Source organism: Acinetobacter nematophilus (genome assembly GCF_026344175.1).
Lineage (GTDB): Bacteria > Pseudomonadota > Gammaproteobacteria > Pseudomonadales > Moraxellaceae > Acinetobacter > Acinetobacter nematophilus.
The window spans coordinates 1-26,916 of sequence record NZ_JAPKMY010000020.1; the positions used below are offsets into that span (position 1 = coordinate 1).

General features: G+C 37.0%; 26 protein-coding genes and 1 pseudogene. 21 read left to right on the plus strand and 6 right to left on the minus strand.

Annotation, left to right across the window (positions count from 1 at the left end):
* Positions 1–123: 123 nt before the first annotated feature.
* Complete coding sequence (locus tag OSH00_RS20135) at positions 124–561, plus strand: hypothetical protein (RefSeq protein WP_266131903.1); 438 nt, start codon at positions 124–126, stop codon at positions 559–561.
* A 72-nt stretch (positions 562–633) separates the two neighbouring features.
* Positions 634–945: an ankyrin repeat domain-containing protein gene (locus OSH00_RS20140; protein ID WP_266131904.1), complete on the plus strand. Its 312-nt coding sequence runs from the start codon at positions 634–636 to the stop codon at positions 943–945.
* Positions 946–1,192: 247 nt separating this feature from the next.
* Here the strand turns inward: OSH00_RS20140 and OSH00_RS20145 are convergent, their stop codons facing one another.
* The 6 genes from OSH00_RS20145 to tssH are packed head-to-tail and all read right to left on the minus strand — an operon-like array spanning position 1,193 to position 8,758.
* Positions 1,193–2,176 carry a M15 family metallopeptidase gene (locus OSH00_RS20145; protein ID WP_266131905.1) on the minus strand — a complete coding sequence of 328 codons (984 nt, stop codon included), beginning with the start codon at positions 2,174–2,176 and terminating at the stop codon, positions 1,193–1,195.
* On the minus strand, positions 2,173–2,754 hold the full coding sequence (locus OSH00_RS20150) for a hypothetical protein (RefSeq protein ID WP_266131906.1): 582 nt from the start codon (positions 2,752–2,754) through the stop codon (positions 2,173–2,175). The genes OSH00_RS20145 and OSH00_RS20150 overlap by 4 nt, the downstream gene beginning before the upstream one ends.
* 11 nt (positions 2,755–2,765) lie before the next feature.
* Positions 2,766–3,569, minus strand: coding sequence for a type IVB secretion system protein IcmH/DotU (gene icmH / locus OSH00_RS20155; RefSeq protein WP_196075496.1), 804 nt, complete (start codon positions 3,567–3,569; stop codon positions 2,766–2,768).
* Between the two features lie 12 nt (positions 3,570–3,581).
* Entirely contained in the window at positions 3,582–4,946 is a 1,365-nt protein-coding gene (tssK, locus tag OSH00_RS20160) for a type VI secretion system baseplate subunit TssK (protein WP_266131907.1), read from the minus strand.
* Positions 4,947–4,952: 6 nt separating this feature from the next.
* Positions 4,953–6,062, minus strand: coding sequence for a type VI secretion system protein TssA (tssA, locus tag OSH00_RS20165; protein WP_266131908.1), 1,110 nt, complete (start codon positions 6,060–6,062; stop codon positions 4,953–4,955).
* A 17-nt stretch (positions 6,063–6,079) separates the two neighbouring features.
* On the minus strand, positions 6,080–8,758 hold the full coding sequence (tssH, locus tag OSH00_RS20170; RefSeq protein ID WP_266131909.1) for a type VI secretion system ATPase TssH: 2,679 nt from the start codon (positions 8,756–8,758) through the stop codon (positions 6,080–6,082).
* Positions 8,759–9,122: 364 nt separating this feature from the next.
* On the opposite strand from tssH, the gene OSH00_RS20175 reads away from it, so the two are divergent.
* The 19 genes and pseudogenes from OSH00_RS20175 (at position 9,123) to OSH00_RS20260 (ending at position 26,858) form a co-directional block, all read left to right on the plus strand.
* Positions 9,123–9,773, plus strand: coding sequence for a hypothetical protein (locus OSH00_RS20175; protein WP_266131910.1), 651 nt, complete (start codon positions 9,123–9,125; stop codon positions 9,771–9,773).
* A 30-nt stretch (positions 9,774–9,803) separates the two neighbouring features.
* Positions 9,804–10,313 (plus strand): type VI secretion system contractile sheath small subunit, encoded by a 510-nt coding sequence (gene tssB / locus OSH00_RS20180; RefSeq protein WP_196074652.1) that lies wholly within the window; start codon positions 9,804–9,806, stop codon positions 10,311–10,313.
* Positions 10,306–11,787, plus strand: a complete 1,482-nt coding sequence (gene tssC / locus OSH00_RS20185) for a type VI secretion system contractile sheath large subunit (RefSeq protein WP_196074653.1) — start codon at positions 10,306–10,308, stop codon at positions 11,785–11,787. The genes tssB and tssC overlap by 8 nt, the downstream gene beginning before the upstream one ends.
* A 47-nt stretch (positions 11,788–11,834) precedes the next feature.
* Positions 11,835–12,338 carry an Hcp family type VI secretion system effector gene (locus tag OSH00_RS20190; protein WP_004723558.1) on the plus strand — a complete coding sequence of 168 codons (504 nt, stop codon included), beginning with the start codon at positions 11,835–11,837 and terminating at the stop codon, positions 12,336–12,338.
* A 65-nt stretch (positions 12,339–12,403) separates the two neighbouring features.
* The gene (gene tssE / locus OSH00_RS20195) at positions 12,404–12,877 is read left to right on the plus strand and encodes a type VI secretion system baseplate subunit TssE (RefSeq protein WP_196074654.1); all 474 of its coding nucleotides are present in this window, start codon (positions 12,404–12,406) and stop codon (positions 12,875–12,877) included.
* Between the two features lie 15 nt (positions 12,878–12,892).
* A complete protein-coding gene (gene tssF, locus OSH00_RS20200; RefSeq protein WP_266131911.1) occupies positions 12,893–14,701 on the plus strand; it encodes a type VI secretion system baseplate subunit TssF in 1,809 nt (602 codons plus the stop codon).
* Positions 14,665–15,657: a type VI secretion system baseplate subunit TssG gene (gene tssG / locus OSH00_RS20205; RefSeq protein ID WP_196074656.1), complete on the plus strand. Its 993-nt coding sequence runs from the start codon at positions 14,665–14,667 to the stop codon at positions 15,655–15,657. Before tssF ends, tssG begins: the two co-directional genes overlap by 37 nt.
* Positions 15,658–17,043 carry a hypothetical protein gene (locus OSH00_RS20210; RefSeq protein WP_266131912.1) on the plus strand — a complete coding sequence of 462 codons (1,386 nt, stop codon included), beginning with the start codon at positions 15,658–15,660 and terminating at the stop codon, positions 17,041–17,043. It begins immediately after the preceding gene.
* Between the two features lie 34 nt (positions 17,044–17,077).
* The gene (gene tssM / locus OSH00_RS20215; RefSeq protein WP_277613866.1) at positions 17,078–20,962 is read left to right on the plus strand and encodes a type VI secretion system membrane subunit TssM; all 3,885 of its coding nucleotides are present in this window, start codon (positions 17,078–17,080) and stop codon (positions 20,960–20,962) included.
* Positions 20,963–20,996: 34 nt separating this feature from the next.
* Positions 20,997–21,956: a type VI secretion system-associated protein TagF gene (tagF, locus tag OSH00_RS20220; protein ID WP_196074665.1), complete on the plus strand. Its 960-nt coding sequence runs from the start codon at positions 20,997–20,999 to the stop codon at positions 21,954–21,956.
* Between the two features lie 43 nt (positions 21,957–21,999).
* Positions 22,000–22,725 carry an OmpA family protein gene (locus OSH00_RS20225; RefSeq protein ID WP_266131920.1) on the plus strand — a complete coding sequence of 242 codons (726 nt, stop codon included), beginning with the start codon at positions 22,000–22,002 and terminating at the stop codon, positions 22,723–22,725.
* Between the two features lie 39 nt (positions 22,726–22,764).
* Complete coding sequence (locus tag OSH00_RS20230; protein ID WP_196074660.1) at positions 22,765–23,031, plus strand: PAAR domain-containing protein; 267 nt, start codon at positions 22,765–22,767, stop codon at positions 23,029–23,031.
* 303 nt (positions 23,032–23,334) lie between these two features.
* Positions 23,335–23,907, plus strand: a complete 573-nt coding sequence (locus OSH00_RS20235; protein WP_266131913.1) for a PAAR domain-containing protein — start codon at positions 23,335–23,337, stop codon at positions 23,905–23,907.
* 11 nt (positions 23,908–23,918) lie between these two features.
* Positions 23,919–24,614: a hypothetical protein gene (locus OSH00_RS20240; RefSeq protein ID WP_266131914.1), complete on the plus strand. Its 696-nt coding sequence runs from the start codon at positions 23,919–23,921 to the stop codon at positions 24,612–24,614.
* A gap of 21 nt (positions 24,615–24,635) precedes the next feature.
* A complete protein-coding gene (locus OSH00_RS20245; RefSeq protein ID WP_266131915.1) occupies positions 24,636–25,142 on the plus strand; it encodes a hypothetical protein in 507 nt (168 codons plus the stop codon).
* Positions 25,143–25,243: 101 nt separating this feature from the next.
* A complete protein-coding gene (locus OSH00_RS20250) occupies positions 25,244–25,666 on the plus strand; it encodes a hypothetical protein (RefSeq protein ID WP_266131916.1) in 423 nt (140 codons plus the stop codon).
* Between the two features lie 111 nt (positions 25,667–25,777).
* A pseudogene (locus OSH00_RS20545) lies at positions 25,778–26,232 on the plus strand (NF045616 family extracytoplasmic (lipo)protein).
* Between the two features lie 4 nt (positions 26,233–26,236).
* Positions 26,237–26,392: a hypothetical protein gene (locus OSH00_RS20255; RefSeq protein ID WP_266131917.1), complete on the plus strand. Its 156-nt coding sequence runs from the start codon at positions 26,237–26,239 to the stop codon at positions 26,390–26,392.
* Between the two features lies 1 nt (position 26,393).
* Entirely contained in the window at positions 26,394–26,858 is a 465-nt protein-coding gene (locus tag OSH00_RS20260; protein ID WP_266131918.1) for an NF045616 family extracytoplasmic (lipo)protein, read from the plus strand.
* Positions 26,859–26,916: the final 58 nt, after the last annotated feature.

Consider the following 26,916-nt stretch of genomic DNA (forward strand, 5'->3'; position numbering starts at 1 on the left):
CAATCTCTACCGAGATTGGGGTGTTTTTTTATGCGTGATAAAATGTATCTATCATATTTATCAGCTTTCTCTTAAAATGATTGGGAATAATTACACCAGATATGATAAATCAGTAGAGATCGTATGGGATATTCTATTCATATTGAACATATTCATGCAGAGCCTGAAAACAAAATTACATTAAATCAATGGCTAGAATATATAGAGAAAGATCCTGAAATGGAACGTAATGACCATGTTCTGTTTATTACTCCTGAAAATAAGGTTTTAAATATTAAAACTGAAGGATTAACCGTCTGGAAAGGCTACTCTAAATATCCAGAGGGCATAAAAGTTTATTTTTCTCCATCTGAAAATAGTATTAGTGTGAAAAATCCAGATCATGAAGTGTTAATAAAAATGTATAAAATTGCACAGTATTTTAAAGCATGTGTTCGTGGTGATGACGGGGAGATATATGATGAAAATGGTGAAGAAATTGAAAATACAGTGAATAGAGATTTAAAAGGATCACAAGCAGATCAAAATTTAAATAGACAGAAATGGTGGAAATTTTGGTGATTCTGCCAACATAATTTAAATGTTGGATTTTAAAATTTTGAGCTGAATAATTTAGTCAAATAGGATCTTTTTATGAAATTGAACTCATTCTCTCCGATTCCTAAGGATGATGAAGAACTTTATCTTCCTGAACTGGTGTATGCTGCTTCACTCGGTGATATTGAACAGGTCGAGCAGCTTTTGTCACAGGGCATTGATCCCAATCAAACTGATGAAGAAGGTTATAGTGCATTACAAGCCGCTGCTGAAAATGATCATTTAGAGATCGTAAAATGTTTGGTGAATAAAGGTGCGGATACCCACTATAAAGCACAATACACAGCTTTAGAGTTGGCAGAAATGGCTGGAAATGAAAAAATTGTGGTGTATTTAAAAAATTTATAAATTAAACAACCATATTGATATAAAAAAGAAAACCCCATCATCCTGATGGGGTTTTCTTCGTATTGGTTGGTTAGATCTGACTCCTGTCGAATCTCACGTTCCTGATGCTCAGACATTTTATTGTTATTGTTTTGTCTGGGAAACTTCCTGTTCCCTATGACTATAGAATATAAAATAAAGTGCTGATGGCATAGATGACAATAGCGGTGATTGTTGTAAGCATTTTCCTACAAAAATTGTTTCGCTACTAATTCACCTCAATATTATTGGCCATAAGCCCTTTACCTTGTGCTTCTGCAATTAAGCGTTCAGCCGATTCACGGTTTTTACGAAGCCCTGGCATACGGAATTCAGTATGACCATAGTCATGAATCCTTGTCCAGCGACCGCCCCACGTTAACCCAACAGATTCAGCGACAACACCATACAATTGATATCCTTTCCAAGCCCACGGATCACGTTCTGAAATTACAACCTTACCATCTCGTTTAAAGGCAACATCGGCAGCTAAACCAAATTGATGGTAACTCTGATAAGCTTTGGCCAAAGTGGTTGCTGTATTTCCAGATAGGCGTGTTTGACGTTCAGGACTCCGATAACCTTCTAAAAGAACCATTTCATACCCATGACGTTCTTTCATGATCTTAAAGACCATAAGTAGACGTTGCTTATAACTTGGGTGCATTTTGTCCCATTTACGGTCGACCATTGCTGTATCAAAACTACTTCTTTGGTCTCCGACTCCTTCATTGTCAATCGCTGATGAATTCACACTTGGAAATTGATGATTTGGAAGAGGATTTTCTCTTTCAAGGATTTGAGCTTGAACAATTGCAGCATCAATTAAACTTTCATCAACGGCAGGTGGAGGGCTGAGAACCTCTCCATTAAGCAATGCATAGATTTGTGGATCTGTTTGTCTTAAATATTCTGCTTCTACTTTTGTAGGATCAATTGGTCGAGTGAATGCAAAAACTAAAATACTGGACAGCAGAAAAAAACCCGCAATCAAAATCCACCATTGCTGTAAATGCCAATGGGTCTGAGTTTGATTTGCAGAAGCTGCTTGGTTCATTTGCTCTGCAAAATGCTTTGCGGAAGCTAATTTTTTCTTTCCTTGGGGAAGTAATGCTCTTAAATAGTCTAAAGTTTTATTTCTAAGCTCATAAGACATTAAAAAAGTGAGGCCAAGGACCAAAAAGATAAAACAAATAACAACAAACAAAATCATGGTTTGTTTTCAGTCTCTTTTCGTTCAATGGTCATTTTAACCGTTGCTTCAGGCGAAATCTCAGGTGCTTCTTCCTTTTTCGCTGGAAGTTCTTTTTCAGCTGCTTTTGGCTCTACTTTTGGTTTGACTGCAGGTACTACAGGTTTTGCAGGTACGACGGGTGGTTTAGATGCGATTGCAGGAGCGGGCTTGGCTTCCGGTTTCAGCATTTGTTCAAAAGGGGAGTTGCCCTTAGAGCTAGGTTGAGGTGCAGGTTTATTTTCATGTTTAAAAATCTGGTTAAAGTCTTTGTCATTAATATGTTGTTTATAAACACCCGCACTTTCATCATGTTGATTGGTTGCTGTTTCTTCTGTATGGGTTTGCACATCCGCTTCTTGAGCGGCAGCGGCAGCGGCAGCTTCAGTTGTTTCTGTGACAGTTTCAGATTGGTTAAGATTGATAAAAATAAAGAAAAAGATCGCTGAAAGAATGATCCCTGTTAATAAGCCAAGCAAAAAAACTGATGATTTCCCCAAAGTTTTTTTAACCGGCTTACTTTGTAATATACGAATAGAGGTCTGCTTTTCTTGTGTCATAAATTTTACCGTCAAGGCAATAGAATCGTGATATGCGCTTGTTCTGTTGGCGCTGCAATTACATTGTTAAATTTGGCAAGTGACGCATTTTCATTTTTATTCAACATAATTTTTAGTCCTGCAAATGCAAGTACTGCAAACAACAACAGGAAAATTAAAATCCAAACAAACGGTAATTCTCGATGAATTATATTTTTAATTTGATCAGGTAAAGCAGCAAAAGGTGAAAAAGCAGCTTTTTTGCCTTTTAAATAATCAATTTCATCACCTACTCGTGCAACCAGATGATTTAAACTTTCAATAGATTCAATGCGATATTTACCTTGAAAACCCAGCAGTAAGCAATAATGATAAACTTCGAGTGATGCTAATCTTTCTTTACCACGCGCGCGAATCTGTTCTAAAAACTCAAAAAAGCGATAACCTGCCAATTGTGAACCAAAAAGAGTTAATTGTAATGGGCTAATCAACCAGTGGTTTTGTAGATTAAAGAATGAAGGATCTTGTTGCGTGACAATGGTTTCATCAAGTAATGCACAATAAGCATATTTTGCATCTTGAATATCTTCTCCAGAAAATTGGAGCTTTTTTGCTTGATGTTCAAAACGATTGAGTAGATCTAATATTTTCTCTTTAAAACGATCTGCATTCTCAGGAACATACTGATTTCTGATTAAAAATACAATATAAAAACCATCGTGCAGAAGATCAACCAAATTGGTTGCTTGTGTATTTTTTGAAGGTTGAGGTACAGCACCTGCACCAATTTGTCCATCATCGAACAGTGAAGGGGCGATATTATTATTCTGACTCATTGGATCATCCTCTTAACCGTTCATCACTGCGATGAGTTCAATACTGATATCTTGGAAACCTGCCGGTACATAAATACAGATGGTTTCTGAATCAAGCATGCGTTGGTACATTTCATGGTGTGGCTCAATTTCAAAATAGCTCACGCCTGAACGTACTGGAATCGCTGTTGGGATTTGTACCAAATGATGGATTGGAATTGCTGGAAGTGCTGCAACGACACGTTGCTCTACATCCACTGTATTACCAACTTTGAAACGTAAAGGTACGATTTGAATCAATTCATGAGTTTGCATCATGCTGCTTGAAACTGCAATATAAAGTCTTGATTCTTTTGTGATTTTATCTGTTTCTAAGCTACCTACCCAATACGATGGACGAATTTCTTTCAATGCAATACTGATATAACGGCTTGAAATAATCGTATCTAATAATTCGCGTAAGATTTTATCCAGTTGGCTAAAGCTATCTTGCAAGTTATGGTGTTGATATTGTGGCAAATGTTCAACTTCATATGCTGTAGAGAACGTGAGTAATGAACCTGTTAAACGTAGCAGTTCAAAGAATAATTTCTCAGGATGAATTTGAGGATTTTGTAGAAGATGGTTTAATGTTGCATGAGCTGTATTGAGCGCATTCACTAACCAAAAAGACACAATATCACCCGATCTAAATTCGATCAGTTTTTGTTCATTTTCCCGATTATTGGTTTGAATCATTTTGATTTTTGCACGAACGACATTTAAGGTTCGTTTTAAATTCGCCAATAAAGTTTCATTCGACTGGATGTGCAGAATTGGGGGAATATATTTGGAATCAATTTCAAAATTGCCTGAACTATGACGTTTGATCTTGCCAATTGCCAAATATAAGAAGCCATCTAAATCCTGATTTGGATCTGTTTGAATATCAAAAAGTTTGAATTCAGTGCGACGTCTTAAGAACGTAATTTCAGCAGGCGTTGCATCTGTAAAAAGATCATGTGTTTCATTCAAATAAGAATGGTATCGTGCAGGTTGTTTGTCCTGATCATCGGAAATGTTTTTCTTATTCGGTTGTAGAATCGGCAATGCTAAATAAATCAGCATTTCACCACGCAAATTCAATTCATCTAATAAAATCGGTTGTGGTAAAAGATCTTTGGCTGGTGCTTGATAGATTTCACCATCCTGCCAAATCATATCAATATGCTCTAGAGCCAGAACATGAGTACCCAATTGAGTTTCATCAAAGCGAAGATTTTTGATGCCATATGGATAGGGAACTGTAGAACGAATTGTATGATTTAAACGTTGTTCTTGATATGTATCTTGGAGTTGGAAATGCTGTGGTCTTAAAAATAAACCTTCACCCCAAAGAACTTTTTCGGCTTTAAACATATTTGATTACCACTCAGAAGATTCATTATTTTGGTTGACGCCCAGTAATTCTTGAATAGAATCAAGGGGATTGTCATTTTTAATGACTTGAGTTAACCATTCATGTAAAGGCATTTGACTCCATTTAATGGTTTTTTGCAGCATATAACTGACTGGGCTATGAGGCTCATTGGTCTGAAAATAATCAGCAATATCTTGTAAAACACGCATTGCCTGTTCACGATTTTGTAAATGGCTCTGAGGCTGTGGCTGGAAGGTTTGTGCTTGAGCCACGGGCGCTACGTAGGATTCTGTAACGCTTGCTGCAACTGTTTGAGCTTGTTGATCTGTATTTTCCATAGGCGCTGTATTGGTGCTAGTACCAAATGATTCTGCTTTATAGATTTTTTTTAGATTCATTTGAATATTTTCAAGTTGTGAATCTACATGAGCAAAACTTGGTGCTTCCAACTCCATTAGTGAATCAAGCACTTGTTTAATGACATTCCAATGCTGCAAAATTTCCTGAAATTGCTGATAATTTTGATATTGGAAGGTACGGGAAGTATTGAATAAAGCCTGATTGAATTGATCTAACTCTAATGATGCTTCAACACTGTCAGAATCTTCAGCTTGCTTACGACGCACATTTTGTAAATGCAAGAATTTTTCGTATTGGGCAAGGGAGTAAAAGGGTTGAATGTTGATCAGAGGCACATTTTTGATCAAGCCAGGTAACTGTGTGGTAAAGCCTTGGAGTAATCCTAGACGTTGGTCTAGATCATCATCTTCAATTTCAGGATGAAGCTTTAACCAGAATTGTTCTAAGATTCGATGGCTTAATTCTAAGCCTTTAATTAAGCCCTCAAAACCATATAGATTTGTCCAAGCCTCGGTCAGCCAAGTCAGTAAACGGATATCCTTAGTTTTATCTGTTAATAATTGAACAGATTTTTCAGCAACGAATGACCAATCCGCTTGCTTAGGTTCAGAGATCCAGTCCCCTTGATCTAAGAGCGGATCATCATGTATTCGTGCTTTTTTTATTTCATGAAACTCATTGGAAAAAGATAAATCTTCTCCACATGGATGATCCTCTGAAATAGGTTTTAGTAAGGTATCTAAATTAATATCCATTCTCTATACTCGTGAGTTTAAGCTTCCACAACCTTTGGCTTCTTACTCGATTTCTTCTTTGCAGATTTGGCTTGTGGATCTAAAAGGTAAATAATTTCATCATCTTTGGTGTCGATATGAATCAATTTAGGAATTTTTTGTTCTGCTAGCGCAACCAGCATTTCAGTCGCTAATGCAGGTAAGACGGAAGCATTTAAAATATTGTCAACATTACGCGCACCACTATCCACCTCTGTGCAGCGACTGAGAATTAACTCGATCAAATCATCGCTATAGGTCACTTTGGTTTCATATTGTTTTTCAAGTCTTGCAGTGATTTTACCGATTTTATGTTCAATGATTCGGACTAGGAGATCATCATGCAATGGGAAATAAGGCACGATTCGCATACGACCCAAGAATGCCGGTTTAAATTGCTTATATAAACTTGGCTTAAGCTGTTCTGTCAGTTCTTCTGCGCTTGGCCATTCTTCAACAGGTTGATTTAAACAAGCCTGCATAATTGCATTTGAACCTGTATTCGAGGTCAACAAGATCGTCGTATTTTTAAAATCGATGCCCCGACCTTCACCATCCTCAAGTGTTCCTTTGTCAAAAACTTGATAGAACAATTCTTGAACATCGCTATGGGCTTTTTCAATCTCGTCCAGTAAAACAACGCTGTAAGGATTACGTCTAACCGCTTCGGTTAATACACCACCCTGACCATAGCCCACATAACCTGGAGGAGCGCCTTTGAGTGAGGAAACAGTATGTGCTTCTTGGTATTCAGACATATTGATGGTGATTAAGTGTGATTCCCCACCATAAAGTTCATTGGCAAGAGCTAAAGCTGTTTCAGTTTTACCTACACCACTTGGTCCGACCAGCATGAAGACACCTTGTGGTTTATTTGGGTCTTCTAAACGTGCTTTGGATGTTTTAATCCCTTGAACCAGTTGATGTAATGCATAATCTTGTCCCATTACACGTTGTTCAAGTTTTTCTTCCAGGCTGAGAATTTGTTTAATTTCATCATTGACCATTTTCCCAACAGGAATACCTGTCCAATCTGAAATAATTTCATTGATGATTTGTGCATTGACACGCTCAAAAACCAGAGGTTCTTGACCTTGTAGTTCAGCTAACTGATTGCGAAGTTTTAGGATTTCATCTTTATGGCTCGCCAGATCCGCATCTGTATTACTTTCTAATCCCTTGATTTGATGAATCAATGCCAATTCAGCTTGCCATTGCTGTTCGGTTTTTTGAATTTCTTGATCAAGCGTGTCTAAAGCGTGTTTAAGTTGCGTTAAGCGTTCTTCATGGATTGACTGATGTTTATGCTCATTTTCAATGATATTGAATTCTAAGCTTAAATTATGTTGTTGAGCTTTAAGTTGATCCAATTTTACAGGTTGGGCATTTTGTGTGAGTGCAACACGGGCTGCGGCTGTATCCAATACGCTAATGGCTTTATCTGGAAGTTGGCGTCCACTGATATAGCGATGTGATGAATGTACGGCAGTCACGATGGCTTCATCATCAATACGCAAGTTAAAGTGATTCGCCATCACTGGAATCATGGCGCGTAGCATATCAATAGCGACTTCTTCTGTCGGCTCTTCAACTTTCACCACTTGGAAACGACGGCTTAAAGCTGCATCTTTTTCGAAATATTGTTTGTATTCTGCCCAGGTTGTGGCAGCAATGGTTCTTAATTCACCACGTGCCAAAGCTGGTTTTAATAAGTTTGCTGCATCATTTTGTCCCGCTTGACCACCTGCACCAATCATGGTGTGGGCTTCATCTATAAACAAAATAATAGGGTGTGCAGATTGCTGTACTTCTTGAATCACTTGTTTTAGACGATTTTCAAACTCACCTTTGACGCTTGCACCTGCTTGTAACAAGCCCATATCTAAAGAGTGCACTTGAACATTTTTGAGTGCGTCCGGAACTTGGTTTTGTGAAATCTTAAGTGCCAAGCCTTCAACTACAGCAGTTTTACCTACACCAGGCTCACCCGTTAAAATCGGATTATTTTGACGACGACGCATCAGAATATCCAGCATCAAACGAATTTCGTACTCACGTCCAATGACAGGGTCAATTCCACCTTTTTGAGCTTTTTCAGTAAGGTTGATAGTGAACTGATCAAGAGCAGGGGTTTTTTTAAGAGAGGCTGAATGATCACCTGAAACAGCTTCTGATTTGGCTTCTTTTTCCGGGGGATTTACAGGAACATTTTCGTTACTGTTCACGCAAATTTCCAAGAATTTATGCTTCATCGTATCAATCGGAAAAAGATCAAATAAGCTAGAAGCTCGAACTGCAATTTGATACAGGTCTGATGCCGTAAGTAACGCAATGAGTAAGTGTCCGCTGCGGATCACTGAATCCTGTTCAGCTGAAGCAAGCAACCATGCTTGTTCTAAAAGTCGAACAATTGATTTTGAAAAGATTGGGGTTCGGGTATTGCCTTTCGGAAGTTGAGAAATGCATTCTAATAAATCACTTAACAATGCATCTTTTGAAATTTTGCATTTGTTGAGTAATATTTCAAGATCATTGCCATGCTGTTCAAGTAGTTTGACAAAAAAGTGTTCAATTTCAATTTCAAAATTTTGATGATTTACACATAGATTGGCGGATTGTTCTAAAGCTGTACGTGAAGAAGCAGATAACTTTTTAATCAAAACTTTTAAATCGGTCATTTTTGTCTCTCTCAAAAACTTTACTTTGGCTCAAAGTCAGTTTTTAATTTTCTAGCCAATCAAGTTGGCATTTAAATTAGTATATTAAAATCAAATGTTTAATATTTTTTTAAAAATCTCAAGAAATATTTTACAGAAAAAAAAACTTTTGTGAAGATAAGATATTATTGATATTATCCAAACACTTTAAAAAACTTTTTTTATCAATCGTTTGAAATGTCGATACGAAATTTCACTTGACTAAAAGCGTTTTTTTTAGTTTTATTTCTAAGATTTTAAACGAAGTTGCTTTAATTATATATATTTATAAAACATCAAAAGTAAATCTATTGAATAACTGAATCAAGTGAATTGAGGTTAGATTTTGAAGAATTATATCCCGTACATTTTAGTTCTTGGAGCATCATTTGCGAGCACCTTTGTTAGCGCAAACGATGAGATCAAACTAAAAAGATCATGTATCAAAGACTATCCAATGGTTGAAGGCGAGACAAATCCTGAGCTGCTTGGGATTTATGCGCAATTGTGTGATAAGAAGAATAAAGACTATAAAAACAAACTGTTGGTCTCGGCTGCGGAAAAATTCCAACAGCTTGGCAAAAATGAAAAAGCACTTCAGATCGTCAGTTATTTAGACACATTGAATATTCAAAGCAATGAGTTGACTGATGTTAAGTTCCTCGCAGGTCTTGGTTTAGCTTCAGATGCGCTAAACAAGATGCGTACCAGTGAAATGCGCTACTTAACAGAAGCCAAAACTTATCCAGTTGCGAAAAACTTTACTGATGCTGTCCGACAAGCAATGCCAGCTGCTGTTCTGGTTGAAAAAAATCAGGAAAGTGCTCCAGTTGTAGAGCGTGCACGTCCTCAGAAAGTGAGCCGTCCTCAGAAAGTGAACCGTACTTCGCCGACACGTTCTGCCCCGTCTTCATCTAAACCTGCAGCATCTAAACCTGCTGCTACTCCAGCAAAACCGAAGCCGACACCAGCAGCTAGACCGAATTTCCCAACATAATTTATTTGCTCAAATTAATGGATAAAAAAAATGTCAAAACGTGAAAGTGTACAGAAAAAATTACAGCGAATCAGACCACCACGTGTTCAGCTGACTTATGATGTTGAAGTGGGCGATGGTAAGGAAATTAAAGAATTACCATTTGTTGTTGGCGTGCTCGGCGATTTCTCTGCAGCTTCTGAATTAGAAAGAACCAAGTTAAAGGACAAGAAATTTATCAATGTTGATTTAGAAAACATTGATGAAGTGATGGAATCATTGTCTCCACGTGCGGCTTACCAAGTTGAAAATACTTTGACTGAAGAAGGCGGGCGTATGTCGGTTGATTTAACATTTAAGTCAATGGAAGATTTCCGTCCTGAACAAGTTGTGCAGCAAGTTGAACCACTGAAGAAGTTGGTTGAAGCGCGTGAGCGTTTAACAGACTTGAGAAATAAAATTTCTAATAGTGAGCGTTTGGAAGACTTGCTTGATGAGGTTTTACAGAATACGGATCAGATCCGTAAATTAAGTGCTGAGGCGGGTCCAGAAAATGAGTAATTTACAAAGCAATACTGTACAGGATACAGCTGTAGAAGAAGTAAGTTTACTTGATTCTATTGTGGAGCGTAGCCGAATTGCACGTAATGAAGAAGAGCATGATCGTGCGAAAAGCTTAATTAGTGAGTTGGCAAAAGAAGTCATGGCAGGAACAATTACTGTTTCTGAAAACATGTCGCTGTCTATTGATAAGCGTATTGCGGAAATTGATGCACTTATTTCGACTCAACTCAGTAAAATCATGCACAACGAGCAGTTTCAAAAAATTGAATCGACTTGGCGTGGTTTGTACTATTTTTGCCAAGAGTCACCATCTAATCCATTGATCAAAATTCGTATGTTAAACACAACGAAAAAAGAGTTGATCAAAGACTTCCAAGGTGCAACTGATTTCGATCAAAGTACATTGTTCAAAAAAGTGTATGAAGAAGAATATGGTTCATTTGGTGGTGCACCTTATGCCACCTTGATTGGTGATTTCGAATTCGATCGTACACCATCAGATATGTACCTGTTAGAACAGATTTCTCATGTTGCAGCGGCAGCGCATGCACCATTTATTTCGGCTGCGAGTAGTAACATGCTCGGGCTTGAGTCATTTACTGATATTGATCGTCCACGTGACGTTTCAAAAGTGTTTGAAACAGCTGAATATGTACAATGGCGTTCATTCCGTGAAAGTGATGATGCACGTTATGTTGCATTGACCATGCCACGTGTTTTAGGACGTTTGCCTTATGATCCTAAAGAGGGATGGGCAACTGAAGGCTTTAACTTTGTTGAAGAAGTTTCAGGTCAAAATCACGACGAATATTTATGGATGAATGCTGCTTATGCTTTTGGTACGCGTTTGACCAATGCCTTTGACCTGCATGGTTGGTGTGCGGCTATCCGTGGTGTAGAAGGTGGTGGTATGGTAGAAGGATTACCTGTACATACCTTTAAAACCAATGATGGTGAAGTGGTATTTAAGTGCCCAACAGAAATTGCCATCACTGATCGTCGTGAAAAAGAATTGAGTGATTTAGGCTTTATTCCTCTAGTGCATTGTAAGAATACAGACTATGCTGCATTCTTTGGCGCACAGTCTACGCAGAAGCCGAAAAAATATGACAGCGATACTGCGAATGCAAACTCATCACTTTCTAGCCAGATCCAGTACATCATGGCAGTTTCTCGAATTGCACATTATTTAAAAGCAATGATGCGAGATAAAGTCGGAAGTTTTGCATCGGCTGGAAATGTAGAAGCATTTTTAAATGAATGGCTATCACAATATGTATTGCTTGATGATGGCGCGTCTCAAGAAGCAAAAGCACAGTATCCACTGCGTGAAGCTTCTGTAAAAGTTGTAGAGAATCCTGCAGAGCCAGGGCACTACAAGTCTGTGGTCTTTTTAAGACCGCATTTCCAGCTAGATGAGTTGTCAGTTTCTCTGCGACTTGTCACTGAGTTACCTCAGTCCTCGAATTAAAATAGAGCGTGGCTAAATAATAACTTTAAAAAATAAGGGTAAATCCAATGAAAGACATATACGTTCAATTTCAAGGCAAGTACAAAGTTGATGGTGAGTCACGTGATTCTGAGCACAAGAACTGGCTAGAAGTTAATTCTTGGTCTCACAACATCCGTCAACCGAAATCTGCTACTTCTTCAAGCGTTGGTGGTCACACTGCTGAACGTGTAGAACATTCAGACATGCTTTTCGTTAAAGATTTGGATGCGACTAGTCCGAAACTTTGGGAAGCTTGTTCTGCTGGTTATACTTTTGACGAAGTTCAAATTGATTTTTACCGCGCAAACGGTGACAAACGTATCAAGTACCTCCAAATCAAACTTAAGCATGTTCTTGTTTCAAGCGTAACACCGACTGTAAATGAAGAAGGTGTTCCAACTGAAGCATTTGGTTTGAAATATGCTGCAGTTGAGTGGACTTATAATCAACAAGATATTAACGGTTCTGCTAAAGGTGCCGTTACTAAGAAATGGTCTCTTTCTAACAATACAGCATCTTACGCTGCTTAATTGTTGTTTGAGACGGGTAGGGGCTGAAAAGTCCCTACCTGTTTCATATCATTAGAATATCAGTTATGAACTTAGATCAACTTTATCCCTATGGATTTCGATCTACGCTATTTGATCGCTTGATTGTTGAAGATGATTATGTAAAAGGGCTTTCCATACATGAGCTAAGAGAGTCTGTTGCTCATGATTTAGAAGATTTGTTAAATACCCGAATCGCTAAACTGGATTTGGATATTGATGATTATGCTTTAGCCAAAAAATCGATTGTACAGTTTGGGATTATTGATTTTGTTGGACTTTCAACTGCCAACCCCACAGATCGAGATGTTATTTGCCAGTCCATTGAGCAGTCGATCGCTGCGCATGAGCCACGATTAAAACAGATTAAAGTAGAAATGCAGCTAGATGATCAGAATGTTGGTTCTTTATGCTTAAGCATTCAAGCCTATTTAAATATTCATCCGCTTTATGAACCTGTAATTTTTGATGCCTTACTCAAGCCAACAACACAGCAATATGTAATCTCTGCCAGATCTTAAAAATGTAGGTATGTCGTGATAGAAGAACTTTTACCGTATTATGAAAAGCAACTACAAGAATTTGGTCAGCAGTCACGTGTATTTGCAGATAAATATCCTAAAATTGCACAAAGATTATCTTTAAACCAAGAACAAATTGATGATCCACATATTGAGCGCCTGATTCAGGCTTTTTCTTTAATTGCGGCACGTATTGATAAAAAATTAGCTGATAGCTATGACATATTTACCCGCTCATTATTTGAAGTCATGTTTCCGCAGTATCTGCGACATTTTCCTGCCTGCTCCGTGGTGAGCTTTGAAGATTTAAACAAACAAAAACAATTAACGGATGTTCATGTTATTCCAAAAGGAACAACTTTAAAATCAAGAAGTTTTAAGGGTGTCCAATGTGAATTTAATACCAGTACAGCAGTAAAGTTACTGCCAATTCAACTGGAAAGTTTAAGTTTTCAAACGACACCAAGTGCGCATATTCATTTAAACCAGAATGCAACGTTGAGTTTAAAATTTGATTTATTCAACCCGTGTAAAAATTGGTTGAAAAATGAAAAACTGCCCATTTATTTAGATGCTATTTCCAATTTTCCGCTCCAAGTCTTGGACCATATTTTTCACCAGGATACCAGCTTTAGTCTGCGCATCAATCATAAAGTGACAGCGATTAAAAATCCTTTTGAAGTGATGGGATTTCGTGAAGATGAAAGTTTATTGCCGATAGATCAGCATACCCATCATGCCTATCGTTTGTTGATAGAATACTTTTGTTTTCCAGAAAAATTTAGTTATCTGAATTTAAATTTAGATTTTTTAAAATTATTAAAAGATGAAAATTTAACTTTTGAAATTCAGATTCATTTGAAGCTAAATTTAAATGATCAAGCCATTATTCGAAATTATTCAGAATTAAATGTAGCGAACTTTAAATTATTTACCAGTCCAGTGGTAAATTTATTTGAGAAACAGGCTGAACCCCAGAAAATCAATCACAAAAACTTAGAGTATCCACTGATCACAGATGCTCATCACCCTGAATTTTATCAAGTGTATTCAATACTTGAAATGAATTTGATTCGTGAAAAAAGTAATCAAGATCAAGTGGTTTACCCAATTTTACCTTTCTTCGCAATGAGTCATTATCACGGTGAAGATATTCAGTTTTTTTATGCTTTGAATCCGACTGTTTTACAGAATCAATATGTTGAAACAGGATATTCAATTATTTCGAAACAGCTCGAGCCACAGAGTATCAAGTCTGATTTTGTCAGTTGCAGATTACTTTGTTCAAACCGTGAATTGCCGTATGAAGCTTTAGGTCAATCGAATAATGTTTTGAATTTGAATGACAGTACAGTTGCTCGTCGTGCCTTGATATTAAAAAGACCAACAGAGCCTTATCAATTTGAAATGAATAAAAACGAACAATGGCGGATTATTTCACATCTTTCTTTGAATACGCTTGCGCTAATGAAAGGGGATACAGTCAGTCATATCAAAGAGTTACTTGAACTTTATAATTTACCAAAATCGAAAGAAAATCATTTGATTATTGATGCGATCAAACAAATTGAATTTGAGATTACCCATAAACTTGTTGAAGCAAAACCTTTCCCGATGTTTGTGCGAGGGGTGAAGGTGCTGATGGATGTGGATGTTCAGGTTTTCCGTGGACATAGTCTCTATATTTTCAGTGAGTTGATTAGTCACATTTTTAATTTAAAAGTACAGATGAACAGCTTTGTTGATGTTTTTGTGAGAGATTTAAATACAAAACAGGAGTTATACCAATGCGTACAGAACGTTGGTGGCAAGAAGCTTCTGTAGTTGATGAGCTTTTCAAAACTCCTACAGCTTTTGAATTTGTTCAGTCAACCCGATTATTTAGACATGCACCCAGCATCACAACTTTAAAAAGCTGGTCAGATGATTTTCTTTTTGAAAGTTCACTGAATCTAAATTTCCCCAAGCATGAGATCGAGTCTTTAGAACAAGTTGAAGACAGAATTCACATGACCAATTTGGTGGTCGGTTTAACAGGTATGCAGGGTGCGATGCCTTATACCTATACCAATAAAGTCAAGCAGGCGCCTCGTAAACAGCGTGTTGAGGTACAGAAGTTCTTAGGATTATTTAATCATAAACTGACTGCCCAATTTGTGGATGCAAGTCTGAGTTATAATCTGCCAGTACGTTATGAAATTGAAAAGGAAAATAATTACTTAGAAATATTACATGCATTAAATGGCTATATTCGAACCCAGCATCAGCAAAGTGATTTAGATGATTATTTTGCTGAGTTTTCGGGATTGATGCAGGGACAAAACAATACCGCACATGCATTGAAAACGATGTTGACCTGTGTCTTTCATCATCCTGTTGAAGTCAAAGAATATATTACTGAGAAGTTTAAACTAGGGGATGAGCAGAAAACCAAGTTAGGAGGAAAGCAACCCTTTCTTTTGGGAGTCAATACTTTTTGTGGGGAAACCATTCGACAAATTGATGGAAAAATAGAAATTCAAATTGGTCCATTAACGCATGCCCAATATTTAGAGTTTTTACCGAAGAAAAAGTTAAGTCAAAAATTAAAAAAAATACTTCAGAGTTGGTGTAGTCCAACCTTATTGGTTGATTTGCGGTTGGTGCTTGCCAAAGAAGAAGTTCAGCCTTTACAGTTGAGTTCAACAGCACAAGTCGGTTTGGCACAAGGTGCTTTTGTGATGCCGAAGACGCAAAGTGACAATGATGAAACCTGTTATGCGCTGATTGGAGCTTCATAAATGATCAAAATAATTTTAGCAACATTGATCAGTGTCATTCTACTGGTCTCAGCGATCGTGGTATTTTATTGGCGCGACATTAAATATGATCCAAGCGGACAGGATTTTGTTATTTTCTTTGGATTGATTCCTGCTGCGATCACATTGTTGCTTCTAACCCCGATGTTGCTGAAAAAATTCTATCAAAGTCGCCAAGACAAGAAAGAGCAACAAAAACTTGAAGAAGAACAACGCACTGAACAGCAAAATAGTGTTGAAACGCATGATGCAGAAATTGAGTGGGTAAATTTAAAGGTTTATTCGACAACCAGTTTAAGTGCAATGGGGGAAAACGAAGTTCATATTGAGCAACTTCAAGATCCTATCAGCCCAGAACTAGACCAAGGACTCATCAATAGCTATGGTTTGCCCATCTTGTCATTGCGTATTCAATCACTTGAAGAACCAGAACAAGATTCATCAAGTTTATCGAGTCGTCAGAGACGGATCACCGCCTTAATTCAGCAGCAGCTTGAACAAAATACCGACATGCTTCACCAAATCGCGGAGCATTTAAAGAATTCAGCGCTGTTCTATGATGCTAAACTTGCACATGAATATCGTATGCATCCTGCGTGGATTAACCCGCACCAAGAATATGAAGATGAATCTGTAGAACAACAGGTTGCAGAAGCTGTACCACAATTGAATCACCTCAATATTCATCTTATTTTACCTGAAAACTTATTTCACACATGGGATGAAAACTCAGGCGTAGAATTGATGGATCAATATTTTACACAGCTTGGCATCATTGATCAGCAGTTTCATACTGAATATCATTACTGGGGTGAAACAACGGCATATCATGATTGGATGAAGTTGCTGAAAAGAACACAGTCATTGGATGCAGAAGTTTCTTTATTTATTGTGGTTGATTCTGAAATTGATCAGGAAACCATTGATGATCGAACTTGGATGACGGAAAAATATATTCCTTCTGAATATATCAGTACCTGTTGTATGACCAATGCAAAGGTTGAATTGCAAAATTTACAGCCAACCAAGTATATTCGAATTGCACTAAATTCTGATCAGGCATCTCAACCCTTAAAAGAGTTGAATCTGGCTCAAGCAGAACAATTTGAACAAGAGCAACCTTTTGTTTTGGTTTTAGATGATCCTAAAGAGGTCAAGCTTTTAAAAAGATTAGAACAGAATTTTGCAGCAACACCGATTGAAGCTCATCACTATCTTTATTGTAAAAGTAGTTTAGGTCATACCCAGTCTTTAGCCAAAGTTTTTGGTTTTATGTTGAGTCTGCACCTTAAAGATGAGTTGTATGGCTATGTTTATAGTGCTGAACATCAGCAAACCCAAGTAGTTGTTGGGACTGAGTTTGCATAGAGATTACAGACAAATTTAGAAAGAAATCGAGAAAATGATACAAACAATTTTAAGCTATGCATGGCAATACATCACAAATCCAAAGCTTGTGATCGCGCTTTCAATCCTGGTTGCGATAATTTCTTCGTACAGTGTGGTACCGCGTCAGTACTTCTTTATGATGCTCGCTGCGTATATTCTGGGTTTGGTGATTTACGGAATTTACTGGCTGATTCAACGCCGTAAGCATGCAGAGCAAGGTGAAGCTCTGGCTGAAGCAATTGAGCAGGACAACACTGCTGAATACGGAAAACAAAAAGACAAAGAAGAATTAAACCTGATCAACCAGCAGATGAAAGAATCAATCCAACTGATTCGTAAATCTAAATTGGGTGACAAAAGCGGAAATGCTGCGCTTTACGAGTTACCTTGGTATATGGTGATTGGTAATCCTGCTGCGGGAAAAAGTTCTGCAATTTATCATTCGGGCCTAAAATTCCCATTTGAAGAAACCCATCAAAAAGTGGTGTCTTCAGGGCTGAGCGGTACTCGAAACTGTGATTGGTTTTTTTCTACAGAAGGGGTTCTGCTCGATACAGCAGGGCGCTATTCTGTATATTCAGAAGATCATTCAGAATGGTTAGGATTTTTAAGTATTCTAAAAAAGAATCGTTCTAAAGCACCGATCAATGGATTGATTGTGATTGTCAGTGTGGCTGAGTTGGTCAGTCAAAGCCCTGAAAAATCAATTAAATTAGCGAAAAGTTTAAGAGCTCGTATCCAGGACTTGACCGAACGTTTAGAAATCTTTGCACCCGTATATCTGGTTTTTTCTAAAATGGATTTGATTGCAGGGTTTACTGAATTTTTTGAATGCTATGAGGCAGCAGAATTTGATCAAGTTTGGGGCGCGACTTTACCTTATGATCCTGAATCATCACAAAATGCAGCTGAACATTTCGAAAAACATTACAACATTTTATATGATGGCTTAAAAGGGGTAAGTACAACCCATTTAAGTCGCCGTCATGCACAGAATATTTCTCCAAGTGTGATGACTTTCCCGCTTGAATTTAAAACTTTAAAACCGGTATTAAAAACTTTTATCGGGACGTTGTTTGAAGAAAATCCATACCAGTTTAAACCGGTATTCCGTGGTTTCTATTTCACCAGTGCTTTACAGGAGGGTGTAATTGAAAGTCCGATGACAGAACAGATCGTCGATGATTTTCAACTGACCAAGATTCCCAATAGCGAGCATGGTATTCCACAGAATTCAATTTCTCAGAATCATGGTTATTTCTTAAAGGGTTTATTCTCAGAAGTTATTCTGAAAGATAAGAATTTAGTTAAACAGCATATTAATCCCAATACAAAACGTAAGCGCTACTTGGCATTTATTGCATCACTATTAGGTGTTTCGATTATTTTAGGCTTATGGGTTTGGTCTTATCGCAATAACCAGCAATTGATTGCGGATGTACAAGCCGATCTGAATAAAGTGGTTCAAATGGAACAAACCACAGGTCAAGAACTTTCAACCCAAATTGATGCTTTATTGATTTTGCAACAACGTTTGGAACAGTTGGATGACTTTGACCAGCATCGTCCGTTGAAGTTTTCATTTGGTTTATATCAAGGCAATGAATTAAAGGAAAAATTAAAAGCTGAGTATTTAAAAGGAGTGAGACAGATTGTCTTAGCGCCAAGTCAGCAAAACATTGCGCAGTATTTGCAACGTGTTAAAGGTAATGAGCAAACACTCAAACAAAATCATGTCAATGTAGAAATCAAACAAACCTCTTCTACACAGATCGCATCAGAGCCTTCGGATACAAATCCGCAAGATGCTTATAATGCATTGAAAGCTTATCTCATGATGAGCAATCCACAATATATGGATGCAAGTCATTTAAGCGATCAAGTTACTCGTTTCTGGCGTTCATGGTTAGATGCCAATCGTGGACAAATGCCGCGTGGAGAAATGATTCAAAAAGCTGAAAAAATCTTGAGCTATTCAATGACTTTAGCCAACGATAAAAAATTCCCAGTTTTAGAGTCGGATGCTCAGTTGGTTGATCAAACTCGCCAAGTATTGCTCTCGGTTGTTCGCGGTATGCCGGCACGTGATCGTGTATATAATGAAATTAAAATGCGCGCAGCTGTTCGTTATCCTGCCGTGACTGTGGCGCAAATTGTGGGTGAAACCAATCGCAATGTGATGTTGGGTGGTTATGCTTTACCAGGAATATTTACTCAGAAAGCATGGGATGAATATGTTGATAAAGCCATTGAAGAAGCTGCAAACAAACCAACAGATACCAAAGATTGGGTACTAAATAGTACACAGTCTGATGATTTAACATTCAGTGGTAGTCCAGATCAAATCCGTAAACAGCTGACGCAACTGTATAAGCAAGAATATATTGCTGAATGGAAAAAGTTTATTAACGCAACCCATTATGCAAAAGGTCCCGATTTTGTTCAGCAAGCGAAGATCATGGACGTATTGGGTGAACCACAAAACTCTCCAATTCGTACCTATATTGATCGTGTAGCGAAAGAAACCAGTTGGGATAACCCTGTGGTTCAAGCAGAACTGGCTGCCCCGCAAACAGGTTTTATTGCTTGGTTTAAGCGTAAAGTACTCGGTCAGGGTAAATCGGATGAAATCCAACGTGCCTCTAATCAGACTCAAGGGCAAATCTCTCAACAGTTCCAAGTGTTCTATCAACTGGTTCGTAAACGTGATGATCTACAAAATAAATCATTGCTCGATGACTATTTACAGAATATGGCTCAAGTGAGAAGCAAGCTGAATGACCTCCGTAGTGCAGGTGATTTTGGTCCAAGTGCTTTGGCTTTAGCAAAACAAACCATTAATGATCAAAGTTCAGTTTTTAATGCAACCCAAAAGGTTGTTGATGAAAAACTTACAGTAGGTTTAGGTGAGCTAGATCAGCAAATGGTTCAAAAGCTTTTGGTCAGCCCATTGACGCAATCATTCGATAGCTTGTTGACTCCTGCTCAAGATGAGATTAACAAACTCTGGACATTACAAGCGTATCAACCATTTAATCAAACACTTTCGCAAAAAGTTCCGTTTAATTCATCTGGCACAATCCAAGCGACTAGTAATGAAATTAGCCAGATTTTTGGTGATAACGGAAGCATTTCGAAGTTTGTTAAAGAGACACTAGATCCATTCGTGATCCGTCGTGGTTATACCTTATCTTCAAAAACTTGGAAGAATATGGGTGTGGGTTTGAATCCAGAATTTGTCATGAATTTTGAGCAATATACCACACCGATCAATGGTGCATCAGCGGGTGCTGCAGGTGGCGGCGCCCCAGCTGCGAACCAGTCTAACTTCCAATTCTATCCAATTCCAAATAACAAATTGCTGTCGTATACCATTGATATTGATGGACAGCGTTTAGTCTATGAAAACGGTATTCAACAATGGGTAAACTTTATGTGGCCAAACCCTGGCGCAATTCCGGGAGCCCGAATCACAGCAATTGACTTAGATGGTCAAACTCATACGATCTTTGAGGAACCAGGCGAGTACGGTATCAACAAATTAATTGATAGTGCGCAACGTAAGCCACTCAATGGTAGTTTTGAAATGACATGGACCAGCAAACAAAACAGTGATTTGTTTGTAAAACTTCAGTTCCGTTTGATTAGTGGAAATGCTTCTAACCCAATCGGTTCAAATCGTGGTTATGTGGGATTAAAGCTGGTGGATCGAGTGACTAGCCCTAAAGCGGCATTGGTAGTTGCAGCACAGCAAGCACCTGCGACAGGAGCAAATCCGCAAGCGGCATCACCATTTGGAGCAGCAACGCCATCGGCGGCACCAACAGCGCCTAAACCGCAGACACCAGCAACGCCAAATGCAGCAGCTCAAGCTGCAACAACTGGGGGAGCTCAATGATCATTGGGAACGATTTAGTGCGAGGGATGAAAGTATGCAAACGTTAAAGTCTACACCATTGTATTATGGCAAATGCCCTGCGCGCGGTGACTTTTTAAAAACCAAAGGACAATATGCGTTGATCCAAGTGATTGATCAATGGATTACCGAAGCGCTAGAACTGGCGATGCGAGAAGAAAATTTCAATGAAGCCTATCAATCTTTAGCGCCATTAGATTTCTTTATTGCCAATCCGAAAGAAAAGATGTTTCTTGCCGCCAATATGGTGACCAGTGAAGACAGTTCAGGGCGCCAGTTTCCAATGGTTTTGAGCCAATTATTGGAAATTGAAAATCCTTTTCAAAACTTATTGTATGCACCGTTTAAATATAAACCTGTACTGATTGATCTTTTTCAAAAGAACCGCATGTTTAGAACCATAACTGATCCTGAGTTATTGGTGAATAAACTGGGTTTGATTGATCGTGAGGTTCAGGTGCTACCTGAACTGAAAACACAGGACTTCTTTGAACACCATACAATGCATTCATTTGCACAAATGATGAAGATCACGCCTTATGAATTGGCGCAAAGTATGTTGGGCTTAGGTTTATTGCTACAGCCCGTACTGAAACATGGCACCAGTAAATTATCCAAGGTATTAATTTTACCCATCAATAACCAAAGTTATTGCTATGAAATTGCTGCGTTTTGGGTCAATTTAATTGGACGTTTCTTGGAAAAAAACAATACAGAGATTTTGATCGGTATTTTGCACCAAGAGTCACCGATTTTACTGTTTGGTTTCCAAGGTGCTGATATTACTGCATTAAGTAATATTTTTACTCAGAATATGCAAAATGATCATTGGGTTTCTTTGGTTCAACCTTTATGGATTGATGCCTATCTTGAACAGAACGCAGGTCTTGCGGCCCTTGAACAATCTCTCTGCCAGCGTCAATTGAGTTTGACACAAGGTATGAAAATTTTTCGGCAAACCTTTATAGATGAATAATGAAATGAAGAATCAAAAAGTAAAAATATTGAAAAAATTTGCGATGATCTCAAGCTTATTTTATTCATTACAGGTATTTGCCGCTCCTATCGTGGTTGAAGGAGCAGTACCCAATGATATGGCCAAACAAGCAATTCTAGCCAAGTTAAAAGCGGTGTATGGCAATGATCAGGTGGTTGATAAAATTCAAATCCGTCCTGTATCTGCACCGAATGGTTGGAGTGACTCAGTGACTCGAGTCATCACCCCAGATTTGAAAAAAATTAGCCAGGGCAAACTGTCCGTGCGGGGTACACAAGTTGAACTGACGGGTAAGATGGGGGTTCAAACAGATATTCAACCCACGACCACATTATTTCAGTCATTGGTTCAACCGCCGTACCGATTTAACGCTCAGATTAGCGTGAATGCAGCGGAGCAATCCGTAATTGATAATGCCTTAAAAAATCGAATCATTGAATTTGAATCTGGTAAAGCTGTTTTAACCCCAGTAGGCACACAAATCTTAGACGAGATGGTGGTTGCATTAAATAAGGTTCAGGGTAAGAATGTTAAAATTGTTGGGCATACAGATAGTCAGGGTGATCCACAAAAGAACCAAGCATTAAGCTTGCAACGTGCTGAAGCTGTAAAACAATATTTAACCACCAAAGGTATTGCACCCACTCGCTTGAGTACGGCGGGATTAGGTTCGACTAAACCTGTAGCAGACAATGCAACGGATGAGGGTCGTAGAAAGAACCGCCGTATTGAGTTTGATGTTTTATAAAATGCTTTCTGAATAACAATACAATAAGAGGTAGGAATTATGGCACTTCCATATATTACATTAGGATCTCCAACTACAGGCGGTGGAAAAATCATTTCTGCTCAAACTTCTTTCCTGATCGATGGAAAGGCAATAGCCTGCGTTGGTGATAAAGCAACTTGTCCTAAGCATAAGTGTGTTGCCACAATTGTTGCTGGTGATAATCATATGCTGGTGATGGGCAAGGCAGCTGCACAGCACAATTCACCTTTATCATGTGGCTGTAAATGCATTGGAGATCAATCATTAACTGTTGGACAGAATTAATAATTTAATGAATGGTTTAGATGGATTGGTAATGATGAGGAGGGGATTTTTACAGAACTTACTTTGATAATGCAATTAAAGTATTTGAAAGTTTATTTACTCTAAAACTATTTTTAAAGTTTAGAGGTTTCTTTTTATCGAAAAGCGAATGATAAAACCTTTTTTATGATCGCTATGTATCTATGTTCGATTAAATCTGTTGCAAATAATGCAACAGAATAAGGTCATAGAAAAAACGATGTATTGATTTTGATGTTTATATAATGAATCAACTGAATAACAGAACAATAAAAGGTAAAAATTATGGCAAATCCATATATTACACTGGGCTCTCCCACGACAGGTGGCGGGAAAATTATTTCGGGTCAGTCCTCTTTCCTGATTGAAGGGAAAGCGATTGCATGTGTTGGCGATAAAGCAAGTTGCCCTAAGCATAAGTGTGTTGCCACGATTATGGCTGGTGATAATCACATGCTGGTGATGGGCAAGGCAGCTGCACAGCATAATTCTCCATTATCGTGTGGCTGTATGTGTATTGGCGATCAAAATTTAACAATTGGAGATAATGGTGGGGGGTTAGGTTCAGAAACAATCAAGAGTTCAAATATATCTTCAGCAACAAGTCAAAATCAGATAGATTCTTTTGCTGATGAACAAAAAGAAATTCATAAAATTCAATTTCAAATTATAGATGAACATGATCAAAAACCTTTACAGGAATTATTATACGAAATTTACAGTAAGGATTCTGGCGAATTATTAGTTAAAGGTTATACAGACAAAGATGGTTTGACAGCAATTTACGAGAGTGAATATTCATCTGAAGCTATTGAAGTAGTCACTGTTGATTTGTCAAAGCCTTTAGAACCGCTATAAGTGAGATTTTTATGACTAGTTCAAATAGAATAAGTAGTAATGAAGGACGTTTAATTTTTCATACTAACTATGATAAATCTAGAGTGAATTTTGATGCTCAAGATCGTATTAACCTTAAAGAAACTACCAATTTATGCAGAGCGGATGATGGGTATTTAACAGCGTGTAGTGGTTGGGAGAATTTAATAAAAGTTAAGAAGATTGTTCCATATACTTTTTGTATTCCACAGCATTTATGGGATCATATTAAAAATAGGCAACCATTTGAATATGATATGGCTTTGCGCTTCGGTCTTGAATTTGATTTAAAAGAAATAGAAAAAGATAACCCTGGTCTAATTTATACAGAATATTTTCATACAATGATGTATTTGCGGTTTGCTACATACCTATATAAAATCTCTAGGGATAAATCTCTAATTGCTGCAACAGAACTTTTGAAAGATAGTTTTGATATACGAGTAGCTGCGCATTATAAAAACTTAAATGATATTATTAAACTTACTCCGGCCGGTTATGGTATGTTTGATAAAGCAAGATATACTGCATTAGCAGCAGGAAATAGAGATAATAGAGGTCCATTTATGATAGGTCATAGACTTTATCAGATGATATTTAATAAAAAATGGAATAAGCAAGCTTATGAACTATGTCGAATAGAATATGGTTATCAAGTGCCTAAATCAGAAGAGTATGAAAATTTTTAAATTAAGTGATTGGAAAGATTGATGAAACGTATATATTTTTTTTGCTTAACTTATATTCTTTTAGGTTGTAGTCATGCAAATGATACTAACAATAAAGAACAAAGTGAAAAGCTGATAGGTGAAGCTTTAAAATCTAAAGCTTTAACTATAGGCGATGATATTATTAAATCTAAAAGATTATATATTGCTGCATATAATAATATTGACCAGCAGTCAATAGTCAATGATGAATTATTTATCTATTCTGTGAATAAAACTGATTCACTATTTGGTAGTTATGAAATGAATAATATAGCCTTTGAGGCTAACATAAAAAGTAATAAAGAAATAGATGTTGATGTAATTGATGGTCTCTGTGTTATGAATAAATATATGTTAAAATATTCAAAAATAATAGACATGAAAAAATTTCCAGAGAGCCTTCAAGTAGATTTAAATAAGGCAATGTCATTTCAACCAACCTATCTTAATACTCTCAATCAAAGTAAAGACTATTTGGGACAAATAAAATGCTTACAACTAAAATAAAATTATGAATGGTACTATGGGCTAAAATTATTTTCAGAAAGATCTGTAGCTGCTCAAGAGGATGTGGCTAGTCTGATATTTATCTCAGGAATTAGTAAAAAATGAATAAAAACAAAAAATGGATATTTTTAATATCTTTAATTTTATTAATGGGTTGCACACCTAAAGAGTATTATTTGAAACCAGAATTATATGGTCAACTTGTTGATAATATAACTAAAAAGCCTATAGCGAACAAGGACGGTTATATTGGGTATAGTCTTAGTGAAGATAAAACTGTAAAAACCGATCAACAAGGAAGATTCAAGATCACACCTAAGGCTGAATCGTATTATATTTTTAGACCTAATTTGAAAAAATTATCTGCTAGTGCGCCTTACATTTATATATCTTTTGATGGATATGAGTCAAAATCTTTTGATTACTCAAATATTAAGTCTATTAATGAAATAGACTCTAATCTAGGAGCAAGAATTTTGGAAAAGGGAGATGTCGGGATAATTTATTTAGATCCTGAAAAATAGATATTTAAAAATTTTATTGTAGAATTTGAATTAAATGAAATTTTGTTGGAGAGTATTTTAGTATTGTTTTTATTGGAATTTATTATCATCAAGAGCCCAAAAGGTATTAAAATACAAAAATATTTATTTCTAGCCTTTATCTCTCTTTCGTTTCATGTTTCTGCTACTTCATCTCCTTACAGAGGTGGTGAGGTGAGTATTGAATAAAAAATAACAGACCATGCTTTTATATTGATGATACACAGCAAAAAGGGATATTTAACCTCGTCATATTGAATTTATCTCAAGGTAGTACGGAATCTTGGTCATATGAAAATCATTTTGGAGATCGCTATCCTACAAAAACTAATTGTGTTCTTCTTACAGAAAAAAATTTTAATAACTTTAAAAGCTTAAATGAAAATACACCATATAGTGCGACATTGGGTGGGGTGAAATAGGCTTATAGCAAAGATTTTTGCGTAAAGAAAAATTCTGGAAAGCTTGTAATACAAGATTTTCAGGGAACTAGGTGCGTAGATATAAAGCCAAGTTTTTGGGAAAACTTAAAGAGCTTCTTAAAATAGTTTTATGAATAAGCAATATATCTTACTTTTCCTCTTTCTGTTATCAGTTGAAGCAAATGCAAACTTACAAGGAACAAAGCCTTTATTTGCTCAAATGAAAAATAATCAATTATGTATTTTTACTCAGGATGAAAAAGCTTGGCTGGGTTATGAAATGTGATATGAAAATATACATAGGGCTATTGTTGTTATTGTTTACGATGAACTGTTTCGCTACGCCAGAGTCAACTTTGTTTGCTTCAGTAAAGGGAAATAGTATTTGCCTATTTACTAAGGGTAACTATAAAAAAGTTACGGATAATCAAATAGTGTTTTATATGAGAGAAGTTATTCAAGATCAAGAGTTTAAAATCTCATTTGCCCAAACCTATACAAATATGCAAGATATGCCAACTTCCGAAAGTCATTGCATTCTCATCGACTCAGCAAAATTTATACATAAAGTGCCCTATTATTTATATTTAGAATCTGACAAAACTTATTCTCAACGCATCTGTGTAGATCAGCAAAATAATAAAATTATTCTGACAAAAGTGGAAGATGTCTTTAATTGTGGCTCGAAGGAATATGATTATGCAGGTAGAAGTTGGTGGCAAATCATTTTGTCTTGGTTTGGATTAAATTAAAGCTATATCTATTTTTGGATTGTTTTTATCCGTTCGATCATTTTTGATGACAATTGAA